The following is a 15,055-nucleotide window of genomic DNA, read 5'->3' as shown; positions in this document are numbered from 1 at the left end:
TACTCCCGCACCCAGTCGTTTCCAAGTCAGTGTACATTGGCGTCAGGCTTCCCTCTCCTGCGGAGAGAGGAACTGCTCATAGCATATAAATAATGTCGGAGGATGCCGTTGGATAGGCAAAAATGAGTTGCCGCACCTCGCTGGCCGGCAGCTTGGCGTGCATGGCCAGCATGAAGAGGTTAATGACTCCCTCGGCATTGGGGCTGAGCAGGTGGGCTCCGAGAATCAGGTCCGCATCTTCCGCCACCAGCACCTTAAAGGCCGAAACGGGCGCACTTAACCGTTTGGAGGTAAACCAGCCGGTGGTAACGTCGGTCTTTACCCGAAACTTTAGTCCCTGCCGGGTTGCCTCCGCTTCGGTGAGGCCCACGCTGGCCAACACCGGGTGGGCAAACACAGCCGACGGAATTACGCCGTAGTCAACGGTTTTGTGGTTGCCTTCCAGCAAGTTGGCCGCCGCGATGTGCGAGGCCTTACCGGCGACCGGGGTCAGGGGCTGGCCCGAGGCGGCGGCATCGTCGGCAGCGTACACGCCGGGGTAGGTGGTGCTCTGCAGGTAGTCGTTCACCGTCACGCCGTGGCGGGTGTAGGCCACGCCGGCGGCTTCCAGGTTCAACTCGGCCAGGGCCGGCTCGCGGCCGGCCGCGTGAATGGCCATGCTGGCGGTGAACTCACCGGCCTGCTCCTGTGCGGTGGTGCGCAGCCGAAGGCGGCCGTCGGGCAGGCGCTCGGCCCCCGCTACTTCGGTGTGCAGCACCACCTCGATGCCCGCCGCGCGGGTGGCCGCGAGCAGGTGGTCAACCAGGTCGGCGTCGAAGTTTTCGAGGGGCCGCGCGCCCCGGTGCACAATGCGGGCCTGCACGCCGCAGCGGGTCACGAGGTGGGCAAACTCGAAGGCGATGTAGCCGCCCCCGACAAAGGTGATATCGGTGGGCAGCTCCGGCAGCTCCATGAAGTCGCTGCTGTCGAGCAGCAGCTCCTCGCCGGGAATGCCCAGCGGCCGGGGCCGCGCCCCGGTGGTAATCACAAACTGGGCGGCATCGAGTAGCTCCTCGCCTACCTGCACCGTGTGAGGGCCGGTGAAGCGGGCCACACCGTGAAACGTGCGAATACCGGCCTGCTCAAAGCTGGCCTCCTTCTTCGCCGGCACCGGCTCGGTGAACGTGCGCTTGAAGGTCATCAGCTCGGGCCAGCTGATGACGGCTTCCTGCGCCAGCCCGTGCCCCAGCAGCTGCCGCGAGCGGGCCACCGCTTCGGCCGCGCCGATCAGTACCTTCTTGGGGACGCAGCCCCGCAGGGCGCAGGTGCCGCCGAAGGGCAGCGTATCCACGATGGCCACGCGCTTGCCGGCGGCCGCGCACTTGCGGGCGGCCACACTGCCCCCGCCACCGGTACCAATTACAAGGACATCAAAGGAGTGGTGCGACATAATGCAGGAGAATAAGGGGTGGGGAAAAGGACAAAATGAATAGGGAATTTTTCTTGAAAATGCCAGCGTGCGGCTTCTTTAAGCGGCTAGTCATGGGAGAAAATTGATGGTAGCGTCGGAGGGAGCGGCAGCGGCCGGAGTGCCGGCGAGTACCAGCAGAAGTAACGCCGTGCCGGTGCCCGACACTGCCGATGGTCGTGCTACCAACGGTCCACCTTACATGGCACCACCGAAAAAGCAGCTCGTTTTTTAATTCCGGAAAAAAGTTGCCCGGTCCTGTAAGGTCGCCCCCCGTGCCAACGACTGCCGCATCCGGAGGCCGGCTGAAAAAACGTGGTCGGACTTACCGATGCGTGCTCACCCGGCAGGGAGCTGCCCGGCTTTTGCTACCTTAGGCCTTGTCCATAGGGGCGACACCGCCTTCGCTTAGAGATTGTATGCCTTATGCTTCTTGCCACCGCTTCCGTTGCTGCGACCCCGCCTGAGCCCCACCTGTGGCTGAGCCGCTACGGGAGCGACCTGTTCCGCTTTGCCCGTCGCCGGGTGGCCACGGTGGCCGCCGCCGAGGAGCTGGTGCAGGAAACCATTGTGAGTGCGCTGGGCACGCTGGCCTCGTTTCGGCAGGAGTCGTCGGAGCGTACCTGGCTGTTCGTTATTATGCGGCGCCGGCTCGTGGATTACTACCGCCAGCAGGCCCGCTCGCCGCTGGTGCCGCTGCCCGGCGCGGCCGACGAGGCCGGTAACGGCCCTTATTTTGAAACCGGGGCCCGCACGCACTGGCGCCAGGGCGAAGAGCCCCGGGAGTGGGCCGCCGCCGATGCCCAGCTGGAACAGCGCGAGCTGGCCGAGCAGTTGTTGCGCTGCCAGGACCAGCTGCCCGCCCAGCACCAGGCCGTGTTCAGTCTGCGCTTCGTGGAAGAAGTTTCGGGCGAAGAAATCTGTCAGCAACTCGCCATCACGCCGGCCAACTACTGGGTCATCCTTCACCGGGCCAAGCTGCAGCTGCGCAAGTGCCTGGAAAAGCACTGGTTTTCGGGCTCGTAATACTTTCCTTCCCCCCACGTCTATGTCGGCCTTATTCAACTGTAACGAAGCCACCCTGCTTATCGAGAAGCGGGCCGAGCTGCCCCTCTCCCCCACCGAGCGCGCCAGCGTGTGGGCCCACCTGCGCATGTGCGTGCTGTGCCGCCGCTACGCCAAGCAAACGCAGGTAGTGGCGGCCCTGGCCCACCGCCTGGCCCGGCCCGACGCGGCCGGCGCCCCCGACGACACCCTCCCGCCCGAACTGGCGCAGCAGCTGGGCCAGCTCATTCGCCAGGCCGGCCATCCCGACCCGGCGGCGAGCTAGGCGGCTTACGTGGCCGGCTGCGTGCGGGCCACCAGCCCAGCCACCAGGCGGGCAATTTCCGGCCCCATCTCTTCCGGAAAGAAGTGTTTGGACGGCAGCTGGTGCACCTGCGGGAGGTGCGCCGCCTGCTGCACCATTTTGCCGAAATGCTCGAAGTCCAGGGCTGGGTCTTCCGCGCCCCAGATGGCCTGCACGGGGTAGGGCGGCTGGTCGACGGCTTGCCGGAGCAGGTCCTGCAGCTCCTGGGAGTGGTCGAAGTGGCGCATGATTTTCAGGAAGGCCTTGCCCCCGTCGGTGCGCTTGAGCAGGTCGACGTAGGCATACACTTCCTCTTTGGGCAGGTCCTCGATGTGGCTCACGCCCATGGCCTTGAACAGCAGGTACCAGGTAGGGTGTTGCAGCGTCATCAGCTCGGCCTCCCCCAGCAGGGGCATCTCAAATGGCCGCATGGGCAGGGGCTTTTTGAAATTGACCACGTCGATGAACATGTTGAGGATGGTCAGCGACTGGATGCGGTCGGGGTGCTCGGCGGCCAGGGCCAGCCCGATGGCCCCGCCGATGTCGTGCACGACCAGGTGGTAGCCGTCCTGCAGGCCCAGGGCCTCGGTGGCGCGGTGCAGGAAGCGGGCAAAGCCCCGGAAGGTGTAGTCGAAGTCCTCGGGGCGGTCCGACAGGCCCAGCCCCGGCATATCCACGGCGATGCCGCGCAGGCCCAGGTCTTCGAGGCTGCGTAGCATTTTACGAAACAGGTAGGAGGAAGTGGGCACGCCGTGGAGGCAGAGCACGGGTTCGCCCTGCCCGTAGTCGAGGGCAAAGGTGCGCACGCCGTCCACGTCGAAATAGCGGCCGGAGGCTTCGTGGCGGGCAATTATCTGGTCTACGGTGGTAGTACTCATAGGTAAGTGGGGAAGCAGGTGCGTGGGGTTAGACTTTTGGCAAATCGGGGCGCAGGGGCGTGTCCAAGTTCAGGCCCTGCTCCTGCTGGGCTTCGGGCGAAGAGCCGGCGGGCGGCACGCCCAGGGCCAGCTGCGCCGTGCGCCAGCCCAGCTTCACATCGGCCCAGGCGTGGCCGGGGGCTTCGTGACCGTAGGCGCGGTAGCGGCCGTGCGTCCCTCCAGGTGGTTAAGGCTGAGCTTTTCCCACTCCGGCATATGCTCCAGGGCCATGGCCATTTCGGGATTCTTGTGGTCGATGAGGCTTTCGTCGGGGTTGCCGCCGTTCATGCACACCAGCCGGTCAAACATGAGCTTGAGCGTGGACGTGGGCCCGTACCAGTTCACCGGCCCGATGATGCACCAGGCATCGGCCTGGTCGAGGCGGTTGTAGAGGTCCAGGTTCCACATCAGGTCGGGCTCGCGCAGGCTGTTTTTCTCGTAGCAGTTGCAGGGCCACACGCACAGGGCCATGCTGGTGCTCACGCAGGCGTTGCAGCTCTGGATTTTATGGCGGCCGTACACGTTGCCCAGGTCTTCAGTGTCGATGTCCCAGGTGGCGGGCAAGCGGTCGGCCAGGCGGTTGAGCAGGGTGCGGGCCTTGCTGTCTACGCCGGGGCAGTTGTACTCGCGGCGGTTGGAGCCGGCAATGAGCAGCACGCGCAGGCGGCGCGGGGTGGGATTCTGGTCAGCTGAGGGGGGCATAAGGGCGTAGGAATGAGGTGAGAAGCAAGTGTGTAACATGGCCCGGGCCGGCGTCCAACAAGCCGGGCACTTACTGTTACGGGGAAGGCCGGGACGGGGGTCGGGACAAAACGGACTTTTGTCGGGCAGCCGACAATTCAAGCGAACAGGCCACGGGGTTGCCACGGCCGGGGCAGCAGGTTCGTGCCAATCCCGGTATTTGGTGCAGCTTTGTTCGCTGATTCATTTACCCCCTAAGGCTTTCCCACCCGCCCATGTCCATGCCCCTTGTCGCGCCCCTGGCTGCCGATGCCAACCCCGAAGTTGCGCAGCTGGCCACTTTCTTCAACGAAACCCTGGGTTTCTGCCCCAATAGCGTGCTCACCATGCAGCACCGGCCGGCCGTGGCCACCGCCTTCATCGAGCTGAACAAAGCAGTGATGGCCAACCACGGCCGCGTCACCAGCGCCTTGAAACGCCTCATCGGCTACCTCAGCAGCCACGCGGCGGGCTGCCAGTACTGCCAGGCCCACACCATTCTGGCGGCCGAGCGCTACGGCGCCGAACAGGAGCAGCTCGACCACATCTGGGAATTTGCCACCCACCCCGCCTTCAGCCCGGCCGAGCGGGCCGCGCTGGCCTTTGCCGTGGCCGCCTCGGCGGTACCCAACGCCGTAAACGACGCCCTCAGCGACGACCTGCGGGCGCACTGGAACGAGGGCGAAATCGTGGAAATCCTGGGGGTGGTGAGTTTGTTCGGGTTTCTTAACCGCTGGAACGACTCGATGGGCACCACTCTGGAAGACGGGGCCGTGGCTGCCGGCCGGCAGCACCTGGCCGGCCAGGGCTGGGTGCCCGGCAAGCATGCCTGAGCCCGGGCAAGGGCCGCGCTGGGCGCAGCCGCTGAGGCGGCGAAACCGCATAGGGCGGCCGCTAAGGGGAAGTTGGTTTTTTTCAAAAACCGCGGCTCCGGCCAGCCTGGCGTTGCGCACCTGCGTAAGCAGGCAGATGGTGACCCGTCGCTTTGTGTTATCCTCCCTCGCCCTGGCCACTGCGGCCGCGGCCCTGCCCCTTGCCTTACCCGCCATGACTGTTGCCCCCAACCGCCCCAAGCTGCTGATTTTCGACGTCAACGAAACCCTGCTCGACCTGAGCAAGCTGCAACAGGCCGTCAACCAGGAATTCAAGTCTGAAACGGCCTTCAAGCAGTGGTTTGCGCTGCTGCTCCAGTACTCGCTGGTCGATACCGTGACCGGCAACTACCACAACTTCGGGCAGATTGGCGACGCGGCCCTCGACATGCTGGCCCAGGCCCTGGGCCAGCCGGCCCGCCCGGTTGCCCGCAAAAAAGAGCTGCTCACCATCATCACTGAGCTGCCTCCGCACCCCGACATTATTCCCGGCCTCACAGCCCTGCAAAAGGCGGGCTTCCGCATGGTCACGCTCACCAACTCGCCCGATGCCACGGTGACAGAAGCAGATGGCCTACGCCGGCCTCACCGGCTTTTTCGAGCAGCTGCTGAGCATCGATTCGCTCAAGCGCTACAAGCCCCACCCCAACACTTACTACAGCACCTGCAAGCAGCTGAAGGTGGCCCCCGCCCAGGCCATGCTGGTAGCCGCCCACGGCTGGGATACGGCCGGGGCGCAGCTGGCGGGCCTGCAGGCTGCCTTCATTGCCCGCCCGGGTCAGCAAATCTACCCGCTGGCACCCGCGCCCACCCTCACCGGCTCCACCCTGCCCGACATTGCCCGGCAGCTCATTGGGTAAGCCACCGAACTGCCGTTGTACAACAAAGCCGCCGGACCATCCCGGATACAAATGACGTATCCGGGCGGACCAACGGCTTTTTTCAGCGGCAAATCAGCTAGCCGGCGCTAGACGGCCGGGAAGTCTACTGCCACGTCGGCCAGGTGCTGCACGTAGTTATTGAAGGAGTTGGCAGCCACGAAGGCCACCGGTCCGGTTGGGTAAGCAAAAGAGCGTTACACTAAGGGGCGCGTCACGGTCGCGCGCTGGGTGCTGAAAAAGCCACCCAGCACGGCTCCGAACAACAGGTGGCCCATCAGGCTGCCCATCATTCCCAGCAGCATGCCCTCGCCGGCGGAGGGCATCAGGCCCATGGCGCGCATGAGGGCAAACATCACCTGGGCCAGTACAAACACCAGCCCGCCATACACCGCGCCCCGGACCACGGGGCTGCTGATGGGGAGGCGCTTGTTGAAGAAGAAGGCGTAGGCCGCCGTGAAGACGACGCCAATCATAAAGTGCATCATCCAGCCCACGGTGGCCGAGGTGCCCAGCATGCCGCCGAGCATGGCCCCGATGTTCATGGGGGGCATTCCCATCATGGGGGCCATCAGCAGCAGCAGGGTCATGGCGCCAGTGGCCACCAGGCCGGCTACGAGAATTTTTACGGAAGTAGTCATGGCAATCAGCACGTTGAAAAAGAGTTGGTGTTGTGAGTATGTCTGGCCCCGGCCGGCGGCCGTTCCGGAGACAGGGCGGTAGTCCGGGTCTCCTGCCCCAACCTTACACACGGGCGCAAACTTTCTTCATCCCGCCGTGCGCCTAGCCGGTTCTTACGTTCCTTCGGCGGGTTCTGGCAGCCGTGCCCGGGGGCACAAGCAGCCTTGCAGGCCTGATGGCTACCTTGCGGCCATGAACAACTGCCTGCTCCTCTCCTTCGCCACGCTCGCGCTGGCCCTGCCCCAGGCCAGCCACGCCCAGCAAACGTCCGCCCGCACAGCTGCGCCGCTGGCCGCGGGCTCGGTGGCCCCAGCCTTCAAGGGAAAGGATGCCGCCGGACGGCCCGTGGAGCTGAAGCAACTGCTGAAGAAGGGGCCGGTGGTGCTCTACTTCTACCGGGGCCAGTGGTGCCCCTACTGCAACAAGCAGCTCAGCCAGCTGCAGGACTCCCTGCAGCTGCTCACGGCCAAAGGGGCCCAGGTAGTGGTGATAACGCCCGAAACCCAGGAGAACATCGGCAAGACTGTGGAGAAGACCAAGGCGGCCTTCCCCATCGTGCAGGACCGGGGCTTCGTCATCATGACAGCCTACCACACGACCTTTACCGTGGACGAGCCCACCGCGAAAAAGTACCGCGGCTTCGGCGTGGACCTGCGGCAGGCCAACGGCGCGCAGGAGGACGTGCTGCCGGTGCCGGCCACCTACGTCATTGGCTGCAACGGCCGCATCAAATTCGTGTACTTCAACCCGGATTATAAGCAGCGAGCGTCCGTGCACCGCATTGCCGCCGCCCTGTAAACTTGTCCTGCCTGCCCACCCAACGGGGCGGGCCTGCCGCCCCACCGTTCATGAAACTGCATTACCGCGACGTCCTTACCCAAGGCGAATTTAAGCTGACCGTCGACGAAGCCGATTTTGACCACACGCCGTTTCAACGCGGGCGCAACGACACGTTTCTGACGCTGGCCTGGAACAACGGCCCCGCCCAGACCGTGACCATCGACGAGGTTCCCTACGACTTTCCTGAGCAAAGCCTGCTGCCGCTGATAATGAACCAGACCTTTCACTTTGCCCGGCCCGGGCAGGTGGTAGCCTGGCAATACAACCGCAACTTCTACTGCATCGTGAGCCACGACAAGGAAGTCAGCTGCGTGGGCTTTCTGTTCTATGGCGCGTCCGAGCCCATGTTCATCGACCTGCGTGGCGAAGCCCAACCGAAGCTGGCCGCTCTGCTGCTGGTGTTCATCGACGAGTTCCACAACGGAGAATCCTTGCAGCAGGAGATGCTGCAGATGCTGCTCAAGCGCCTCATCATCATCGTCACGCGGCTGGCCAAAGCCCAGTACCAGGCCCCGACGGGGCTGAGCGACGACAAGCTGGACACCATCCGCCGCTACCACCTGCTGGTGGACACCCATTTCAGGACCCAGCACCAGGTACAGTTTTACGCCGGCCAGCTCAGCAGGTCCCCCAAGACGCTGGCTAACCTGTTTGCGCTCTACAACGAGAAGTCGCCGCTGGCTGTCATTCAGGAGCGGCTGGTGCTGGAAGCCAAGCGCCTGCTGCTGTACAGCGACAAGTCGGCCAAGGAAATTACCTACGAGCTGGGCTTTGAGGACGCGGCCTACTTCAGCAACTTTTTCAAGAAGCACACGGCCCTGGCGCCCTCCGTGTTCCGGGCCAGCAAGGTGGGCGCCCCCGCCTGAGCCGGTAAGTACAAGCCTTCGGGAACTTTCTCTATGTCGGGCGCCAAGCCGGGGCCGGACCTTTGCCCTGCACTTTCGAAGTTCTCTTCGCCAGCCGAAGGCCGGCCTCCGAGACTCCCGGCAACGGGAGACCAGGCGGGTCCCCGCAGGAAAGTGCGCAGCCGCCTTCTGGGAGCTGCCGACTACCCTTTTACCTTTTTTATTTCCCCATTACCCATGAAAGATTTCCCAGTTCCCACCCGCGAGCAGGTGGCCCCGGCCGCCCAAGGCGTCTTCGACAACTTGCAGAAAGGCCTCGGCTTTATACCCAACATTTTCGCCACCATTGCCCACTCCCCCAACGCCCTGACCAACTACCTGGCCTTCCAGCAGGGCCAGGCCAAAGGTGCTTTCAGCGCCGAAGAGCGCGAGGCCGTGTTCCTGGCCGTGTCGCAGGTGAATGGCTGCGTGTACTGCCAGGCCGCCCACACGGCCATCGCCAAGATGAACGGCTTTTCGGAGGAAGAAACCCTGCAGCTGCGCGCTGGCACCCATGCAGACCCCAAGCTGAGCGTGCTCACCCAGCTGGCCGCAAGCATTACTACCAACCGGGGCCGGGCCGACGAGCAACTGGTAGAGGCCTTCTTTAACCTGGGCTACAGCGAAGGCGCCTTTATCGACCTGATTTCGCTGGTCACCGACATCAGCTTCGCCAACTACGTACACAACGCCACCCAGGTACCGGTGGACTTCCCCGCCGCGCCGAAGCTGGAAGCCCAGCCGGCATAACAACGCCTGGCTGTTCCCCGCGGCCCGCATTCCGGAAAAGCCGGCCGGTGTTCCTGCTGCTTACGTCAGCAAGGGCACCAGCCGGCTTTTTTAACTACGGAAAGCAATGAGTGAGCTGCCGTTTACTACAGTTTGTAGGCCACGTCCAACGCCTTTTGCAGCAGCGGACTTACTTCGCGGTGCTCCACAATCAGCTTCTGGTTGATGCGCGCGGCCACGGGGTAGGGGTATACTTTATCAAAAATCTCGCTGATGTCCAGCCCGCTGGTATTGGCTAATATTAATTCCTGAATAAGCTCCCCGGCGCCGGGGGCCACCATCTGCCCGCCCAGAATGCGGCGCTTCTGGCCGGGGATGGGCAACGCATTTTTCTCGATGAACAGCAGCAGGCGCCCGTAGCGGTAGCTGTCCACCACGGCGCGGTCGTCGTCGGCAAAGTCCGTCTCCCACCGCTCATAGGCGCTGCCGCGCTTGTCGAGCTCGGCAGCGTCAAGGCCGAAGTGAGCCACCTCGGGGTCGGTGAAGGTGACCCAGGAGAAATGGTCGTAGCTGAGCTTTTTCTTGAGGGGCGAAAAGAAGTTGAATAGCAGCAGGCGCATGTGCAGCTCGGCGCCGTGGCTGAATTTAAGGGAGTTGGCCGCGTCGCCGGCCACGAAGATGTCCGGGTTGGTGGTTTGCAGGTGCTCATCGAGCTTGATGTGGCCTTTCTCGTCCACTTCCACGCCGGCTTTTTCCAACTGCAGCCCTTCGAAGCTGACCTCGCGGCCGATGGCCACGTAGCCGATGTCAAAGTCTAGGGCGAAAGCCTCGCCCTGCCTGGGTTTAATCTGCGCCTGGGTGGCCGAGGAAAAAGATGCCACCTCGCTTTCTAGGTGAAACGTGATGCCTTCGCCGCGCAGGCGCTCGAGCAGCACGGCGTTGATGCTGGGGTCTTCTTTTTCGAGTAACGCCGCGCCGCGGTGCACCACCGTAACCTGCGCACCCAGTCGTTGCATGGCCTGGGCCAGCTCCATGCCGTTGGGGCCGCCGCCCACCACCAGCAGGCGGCGGGGCAGCTCGCGCAGGTCCCACACGTGCTGGTTGTCGTAGAGGCGCACTTGCTCGGCGCCGGGCACCTTCAGCTGCCGGGGCCGCGAGCCGGTGGCCACCACGATTTTGCGGCCCCGGTAGGTTTTGTCATTAATCTGCACGTCGTGGTCGCCCACGAAGGTCGGCTCGCCGATTTCTACCGTGATGCCCAGCCCGCGCAGGTACTCGGGGTTTTCGTGGTGGCGGATGACGTCCTGGCGCTCGCGCACGTAGTCCATTACCTTCGCCATATCCGCTTCGCCGCTCACCTGCAGGCCAAAGCACGCGGCCTCCCGCGCCTGATGCACCTGCCGCGAAGCATGAATCAAGGCTTTGCTGGGCACGCAGCCGTAATTGAGGCAGTCGCCGCCCACGTCCTCGGGGGTTTTGTCGATTAGCAGCACGCGCTGCTTGATGCGGACCATGAACAAGCTCAGCCCCAGCCCGGCCGAACCGGCGCCCAGCACAATCAAATCAAAGTCGTAGGTTGGTTTTTCTTCCGTCATGGGTCAGGGGATAGGGTGGCAAGCGGCCTGCTGGCAGCAGTCTTTTCACGTTGGAGTTTTCCCCAGAGCATGGGCGTGTCCACGGCGCCGGGCGAGATACTTTACAGGGGAAGCCCAACTCAGATTTCAGGGCAATAGCTGCTGCATGGCCGCTTGCACTTCTTTCACCGGCATCTTACAGGTCTTGTTCCGACACACATAAATAAGGGTTCCCTCCTCCACGCCTTTGCTTTCCAGCAGGGGCAGGTTTTCTTCCTTCCCTCCCATAAATAGCGCGGTGGGCAGGTAGTACTGCTGCATTTGGTGACTTTTTGCAACTGCTTCTTTTCCCATGATGGCAATTTCAAAAGGCCCGTAAGCCATCATTCCCAGCAGACTCGCCCAATTGGCGTAGTAAGGCCCGCCTGCCGGAACTTCGCCGGCAACGTGGTTGAGCATGGCCTGGCTCATCTGAAGGTAGGTCGGGTGGTCGTAGTACTCGCCGAGCCGGTAAAGCACGTTAGCCATTACGGAATTGGACGCGGGCATCACGTTATCGGTCAGCTCCATCTTTCTCACAACCAGGCCTTCGGACTGGCCGGAGGTATAAAAGAACATGCCGCTTTTGGCATCCCGGAAGTGCGCAACGGCATAATCGGTTATCACCCGCGCCTTTTTCAGCCATTGGACCTCCAGGGTGGCCTGGTAAAGTTGGATATAGGCATCTGCCAGCAAGGCGTAATCATCCAGAAAAGCGTCGATGCTTGGTTTTCCATCCTTATAGTTTCTCCACAGCCGGCCGTCTTTGCGGACCATGTTCTTCTCCAGGAACCGGGCATTTTGTAGCGCAGTCTGCAAATAGGCGTCGTCTCCCAACGCCAGGTAAGCGTCGAGGTAGCCCTTCAGCATCAGGGCGTTCCAGGAGGTCAGCACCTTGTCGTCGGTGGAGGGCCGGACGCGTTTGCTGCGTTCTTTCAGCAGCTTCTTTTTGGCGTTAGCCAGCAGCTTATCCCATTCATCTGCCGTCAATCCGTTGCTTTTCGCAAAAGCCTCTTTGGTGCTTTCCCGGTGGAGAATGTTCTGGCCCCGCTCCCAGTTGCCCGATTGCTTTACCTGGTAATAGTCCCCTACCAGCCGGGCAGGCTTCTCCTCCAGCGCCTGTTGAATTTCTTTCTGGGTCCAGACGTAGAATTTGCCCTCTTCGCCCTCGCTGTCAGCGTTGAGGGAAGCGTAGAAGCCGCCCTCCGGGCTGGTCATCTCCCGTTGGATAAAGGCCAGCGTTTCCCGTATCACCTCGGCATAAAGCGGGTTTTTTGTCACTTTATAGGCGTGGGCATACAGACTGACGAGTTGGCCGTTGTCGTACAGCATCTTCTCGAAATGAGGCGCAAACCAGTCGGCATCGGTCGAGTACCGGGCGAAGCCCCCTCCTAGCTGGTCATAAATGCCGCCCTTGGCCATCTCGTCCAGCGTGGTCACCACCGCTGCCAGCGCTTCCTTGTTCCCGGTCAGGTAGTAGCTCTGAAGCACGAACTCCCAGCCCACGGGCAAGGGGAATTTGGGCGCCCGGCTGAACCCTCCTTTTTTAAAATCGATGGAGGACTTCCAGTTCGCGTAAAGCCCGCTATAGGCGGCCTTGGTGAAGGTTTTGGAACTGCCCGTTGCAAGCGCAATTACCTCCTGACCCTGGATGCCTTGCGTGATGGCCGCTGCCTGCTGCTCCACCTTTGGGTGCTGGGTTTTATAGGCCTCGGCCAGTTGTTGCAATACCTGCACCCATTGGTCTTTCGGGAAGTAGGTGCCGACGTAGAACGGCCGCCCGTCCGGCAGGGCAAAGGCGTTGAGGGGCCAACCGCCGCTGCCGGTTATCAACTGGGCGGCACTCATGAATACCTGGTCCACGTCGGGACGCTCTTCCCTATCAACCTTCACGGCAACAAAGTTTTCGTTCATCAGCCGGGCCACCGTGCTGTCCATGAACGACTCGCGCTCCATGACGTGGCACCAATGGCAGGCCGCGTACCCGATGCTGACAAGTAGCGGCTTGTTTTCTCGCTTGGCTTTTGCGAGCGCCTCCGGTCCCCACTCATACCAATCCACGGGGTTGTCGGCATGCTCGCGCAGGTAGGGGCTGCTGGCTTTCGCCAACCGGTTGAGGGTTTCGCTGCTTTGCTCTTTGGCTGGTTTTGCCCGGCCTTCGTCTTTCACCGGCTTGCTGTCCTGGGCACAGCCCGACAGGATGAGGAATTGGATACCTATGCTTAGTAGTATGCTTTTTCTTAACATCATGGTGATTGTATTTATCTAAGCTGTTTAGAAAATCAAAAGGACTCCCAAACATATGATTTGTACCCAGCTGGCCTGTGCGATTCCGCATGTGGCGGCCCGGGTGCTGCGGCTTTCGCCAGCCTGGCGCAGGGCTTCGGCTTGGAAGGCATCGTCGTAGGGACGCCGTTTATCCGGCGTGGATGCTTGTTGTGGCGTTGCTCTGGCAAGGGGAAGACACGTCCCGATTCTGTCCGGCCAGATTAACCTCCCCACTTTCCGCCACCAGCGGCAGGGAGGTGGCCCGGCCGATGCCGGAGCTCCGGCTGCGAACACGCGGCGGACCGGGAAAACCAATGGCTGCGCGAGGCAGCCATTGGCTATATCAACCCCACATAAATAGGACAGTTGCGGCACGCAACGCGCCGGCTCAGGCCCGGCCCGTGGGGGCGTAGGAGCCGTAGAGCTTGTCCACGGCGGCGGCCGGCGGGCCCTGTTTGGCGCTGGTCGTGGCGGCCGTGGGCGGCTCGGTCCAGGGCATCTTGCCCACTATCAGTTTGGGCAGGTTGATGAACACGTCGGTACCGCTGCGCCGCACCACGGCGTCGAGGGGGATGTACACGTCGCTCTTGAGCAGGCCCTGCCCTACTACCAGGTAGCCCGGGCCGGCGCCGTCGTTCACCACTTTCTTTACGTTGCCAATCTCGCCGTCGTCGGAGCCGTGCACCGTGTCGCCGGCTTCGACGGCGGGCACGGCCGGGTGTTCGATGCTGGCCAGGAAGTCGTCGACGGTGATGACGCCGTTGGCAATCAGGGGGAAGTTGATGTGGATGGCGGCTTCGTACTCGGGCAGGCCGGCGGCGCCGATGGCGTCGGCGAGAGGTCACGTCGTAGCCGGCTTCGGTGCCGTGGCGGCCGGTGCTTTCGCAGCACAGGTTGGCCGTCATGCCGGCAATGACCAAGTGGGTGATGCCGCGGCTTTCCAGGTGCCCGGCCAGGTCGGTCTGAAACACGTCGCAGCTTTTGTGGGGCAGCAGCACGATGTCCTGGGCCTGGGGCTGGATTTCGGGGTGAAAATCGGCGCCCCAGCTGCCGGCCAGAAACATCCTCTTCTCGAACATGAGGCGGTTGATGCCGCTGCGCTTCTGCAGGTGGTGCTGGGCGTAGTCTTCCTCGGTGTAAGCCATGGGCCCGAACAGCACCGGAATGCCCTGGGACCGGGCGCCGTCGATGGCGCGCTTCAGGTTGGGAATGACGTTGTTTTTCTCCACCGTGCCCTTGGTCATTTCCCAGGCCGCGCCGCCTTCGGATAGGAAATCATTGACGGGGTCGATGACCAGCAGCACGGTGCGGTCGGCGGGCAGGGTGCGCCCGGTTTCGGCCTTGGGTAGGTAGGTGGCGGGGCCAGCGGTGGGGCGGGTGGGGTGTTCCATAGGGGTGGGGTGGGTTTGGTGAAAGAAAGGTGCGCGGTCCGGCCAACTGTCGGGGCCCAGGAAACCCGACCGTGCCGGGGCGGATGAAGCAGGCCAATGACAGCCGGCCGGAGCGCCGGACAATGGCCCAGCTTGCTTGTTGATACGTGCGGTGCTAAAGGCTAGTTGTTAAGACCGGGGTTGGCGGCAGGCGTCCAACCAACCGCCTTTCGGCAAACTTTTAACCGGGTTGCAGATGGTTACCGCTTCGGCCTTGTAGGTAATGCTATGATTATTAAGTAATTGAAGGCTAATTGCTTGCTGCGGAATTCCTCTGGACAGGCTCCAAAAAGCCTTCTTCGGGTCGATGGGAGCTGTTCGCCGCATTTGAATCATTGCTTTGATTATCAAGTAATTGGTTGTGGGTGTGTCAGATTGCCGACAATAAGGCTACTTTCTACGGCGTTCCGGTGGCGGCCCGGTGGCTA

General features: G+C 62.6%; 15 protein-coding genes. 7 read left to right on the top strand and 8 right to left on the bottom strand.

Features of this window, described 5'->3' with window-relative positions; genetic code table 11:
* Positions 1 to 76: 76 nt before the first annotated feature.
* Positions 77 to 1,429, bottom strand: coding sequence for a dihydrolipoyl dehydrogenase family protein (locus B9A24_RS17375; RefSeq protein ID WP_084447279.1), 1,353 nt, complete (start codon positions 1,427 to 1,429; stop codon positions 77 to 79).
* A 444-nt stretch (positions 1,430 to 1,873) separates the two neighbouring features.
* Between B9A24_RS17375 and B9A24_RS17370 the strand changes: the two genes are divergently transcribed.
* On the top strand, positions 1,874 to 2,473 hold the full coding sequence (locus B9A24_RS17370; protein WP_084447278.1) for a sigma-70 family RNA polymerase sigma factor: 600 nt from the start codon (positions 1,874 to 1,876) through the stop codon (positions 2,471 to 2,473).
* Positions 2,474 to 2,495: 22 nt separating this feature from the next.
* Complete coding sequence (locus tag B9A24_RS17365; protein ID WP_084447277.1) at positions 2,496 to 2,777, top strand: anti-sigma factor family protein; 282 nt, start codon at positions 2,496 to 2,498, stop codon at positions 2,775 to 2,777.
* A gap of 5 nt (positions 2,778 to 2,782) precedes the next feature.
* On the opposite strand, the gene B9A24_RS17360 is transcribed toward B9A24_RS17365, so the two are convergent.
* The 3 genes from B9A24_RS17360 to B9A24_RS17355 are packed head-to-tail and all read right to left on the bottom strand — an operon-like array spanning position 2,783 to position 4,414.
* Positions 2,783 to 3,673 carry an alpha/beta fold hydrolase gene (locus B9A24_RS17360; RefSeq protein WP_084447276.1) on the bottom strand — a complete coding sequence of 297 codons (891 nt, stop codon included), beginning with the start codon at positions 3,671 to 3,673 and terminating at the stop codon, positions 2,783 to 2,785.
* A gap of 28 nt (positions 3,674 to 3,701) precedes the next feature.
* Positions 3,702 to 3,830 (bottom strand): hypothetical protein, encoded by a 129-nt coding sequence (locus B9A24_RS22990; RefSeq protein WP_262490605.1) that lies wholly within the window; start codon positions 3,828 to 3,830, stop codon positions 3,702 to 3,704.
* A complete protein-coding gene (locus tag B9A24_RS17355; protein ID WP_084447275.1) occupies positions 3,827 to 4,414 on the bottom strand; it encodes an NAD(P)H-dependent oxidoreductase in 588 nt (195 codons plus the stop codon). The genes B9A24_RS22990 and B9A24_RS17355 overlap by 4 nt, the downstream gene beginning before the upstream one ends.
* Before the next feature lie 254 nt (positions 4,415 to 4,668).
* Between B9A24_RS17355 and B9A24_RS17350 the strand changes: the two genes are divergently transcribed.
* Both B9A24_RS17350 and B9A24_RS23375 read left to right on the top strand, forming a co-directional pair.
* Positions 4,669 to 5,265, top strand: coding sequence for a carboxymuconolactone decarboxylase family protein (locus B9A24_RS17350; protein ID WP_200813953.1), 597 nt, complete (start codon positions 4,669 to 4,671; stop codon positions 5,263 to 5,265).
* A 154-nt stretch (positions 5,266 to 5,419) separates the two neighbouring features.
* Entirely contained in the window at positions 5,420 to 6,265 is an 846-nt protein-coding gene (locus tag B9A24_RS23375) for an HAD family hydrolase (RefSeq protein WP_449404357.1), read from the top strand.
* Between the two features lie 114 nt (positions 6,266 to 6,379).
* On the opposite strand, the gene B9A24_RS17340 is transcribed toward B9A24_RS23375, so the two are convergent.
* Positions 6,380 to 6,823 (bottom strand): DUF6789 family protein, encoded by a 444-nt coding sequence (locus B9A24_RS17340; protein ID WP_143435006.1) that lies wholly within the window; start codon positions 6,821 to 6,823, stop codon positions 6,380 to 6,382.
* Positions 6,824 to 7,055: 232 nt separating this feature from the next.
* Between B9A24_RS17340 and B9A24_RS17335 the strand changes: the two genes are divergently transcribed.
* The 3 genes from B9A24_RS17335 to B9A24_RS17325 all read left to right on the top strand — a co-directional run bounded on the left by B9A24_RS17335 (position 7,056) and on the right by B9A24_RS17325 (position 9,337).
* The gene (locus tag B9A24_RS17335) at positions 7,056 to 7,661 is read left to right on the top strand and encodes a peroxiredoxin-like family protein (protein WP_084447273.1); all 606 of its coding nucleotides are present in this window, start codon (positions 7,056 to 7,058) and stop codon (positions 7,659 to 7,661) included.
* A gap of 50 nt (positions 7,662 to 7,711) precedes the next feature.
* Positions 7,712 to 8,569, top strand: a complete 858-nt coding sequence (locus tag B9A24_RS17330) for an AraC family transcriptional regulator (RefSeq protein ID WP_084447272.1) — start codon at positions 7,712 to 7,714, stop codon at positions 8,567 to 8,569.
* Positions 8,570 to 8,785: 216 nt separating this feature from the next.
* Positions 8,786 to 9,337: a carboxymuconolactone decarboxylase family protein gene (locus B9A24_RS17325; RefSeq protein WP_084447271.1), complete on the top strand. Its 552-nt coding sequence runs from the start codon at positions 8,786 to 8,788 to the stop codon at positions 9,335 to 9,337.
* A gap of 125 nt (positions 9,338 to 9,462) precedes the next feature.
* On the opposite strand, the gene B9A24_RS17320 is transcribed toward B9A24_RS17325, so the two are convergent.
* The 3 genes from B9A24_RS17320 to B9A24_RS17310 form a co-directional block, all read right to left on the bottom strand.
* Entirely contained in the window at positions 9,463 to 10,911 is a 1,449-nt protein-coding gene (locus tag B9A24_RS17320; RefSeq protein ID WP_084447270.1) for a dihydrolipoyl dehydrogenase family protein, read from the bottom strand.
* A 126-nt stretch (positions 10,912 to 11,037) separates the two neighbouring features.
* Positions 11,038 to 13,179, bottom strand: coding sequence for a thioredoxin domain-containing protein (locus B9A24_RS17315; RefSeq protein ID WP_234997427.1), 2,142 nt, complete (start codon positions 13,177 to 13,179; stop codon positions 11,038 to 11,040).
* Positions 13,180 to 13,535: 356 nt separating this feature from the next.
* Complete coding sequence (locus tag B9A24_RS17310; protein ID WP_084447268.1) at positions 13,536 to 14,588, bottom strand: cysteine hydrolase family protein; 1,053 nt, start codon at positions 14,586 to 14,588, stop codon at positions 13,536 to 13,538.
* Positions 14,589 to 15,055: the final 467 nt, after the last annotated feature.

Source organism: Hymenobacter roseosalivarius DSM 11622 (genome assembly GCF_900176135.1).
Taxonomy (GTDB): domain Bacteria; phylum Bacteroidota; class Bacteroidia; order Cytophagales; family Hymenobacteraceae; genus Hymenobacter; species Hymenobacter roseosalivarius.
This window is presented reverse-complemented; position numbering and strand designations above follow the sequence as displayed.

Bases quoted from the DNA above. Each gene is read 5' to 3' on its own strand.
- B9A24_RS17375 (WP_084447279.1), bottom strand. From the start codon at position 1,429: ATGTCGCACCACTCCTTTGATGTCCTTGTAATTGGTACCGGTGGCGGG.
- B9A24_RS17370 (WP_084447278.1), top strand. From the start codon at position 1,874: ATGCTTCTTGCCACCGCTTCCGTTGCTGCGACCCCGCCTGAGCCCCAC.
- B9A24_RS17365 (WP_084447277.1), top strand. From the start codon at position 2,496: ATGTCGGCCTTATTCAACTGTAACGAAGCCACCCTGCTTATCGAGAAG.
- B9A24_RS17360 (WP_084447276.1), bottom strand. From the start codon at position 3,673: ATGAGTACTACCACCGTAGACCAGATAATTGCCCGCCACGAAGCCTCC.
- B9A24_RS17355 (WP_084447275.1), bottom strand. From the start codon at position 4,414: ATGCCCCCCTCAGCTGACCAGAATCCCACCCCGCGCCGCCTGCGCGTG.
- B9A24_RS17350 (WP_200813953.1), top strand. From the start codon at position 4,669: ATGTCCATGCCCCTTGTCGCGCCCCTGGCTGCCGATGCCAACCCCGAA.
- B9A24_RS17340 (WP_143435006.1), bottom strand. From the start codon at position 6,823: ATGACTACTTCCGTAAAAATTCTCGTAGCCGGCCTGGTGGCCACTGGC.
- B9A24_RS17335 (WP_084447273.1), top strand. From the start codon at position 7,056: ATGAACAACTGCCTGCTCCTCTCCTTCGCCACGCTCGCGCTGGCCCTG.
- B9A24_RS17330 (WP_084447272.1), top strand. From the start codon at position 7,712: ATGAAACTGCATTACCGCGACGTCCTTACCCAAGGCGAATTTAAGCTG.
- B9A24_RS17325 (WP_084447271.1), top strand. From the start codon at position 8,786: ATGAAAGATTTCCCAGTTCCCACCCGCGAGCAGGTGGCCCCGGCCGCC.
- B9A24_RS17320 (WP_084447270.1), bottom strand. From the start codon at position 10,911: ATGACGGAAGAAAAACCAACCTACGACTTTGATTTGATTGTGCTGGGC.
- B9A24_RS17315 (WP_234997427.1), bottom strand. From the start codon at position 13,179: ATGATGTTAAGAAAAAGCATACTACTAAGCATAGGTATCCAATTCCTC.
- B9A24_RS17310 (WP_084447268.1), bottom strand. From the start codon at position 14,588: ATGGAACACCCCACCCGCCCCACCGCTGGCCCCGCCACCTACCTACCC.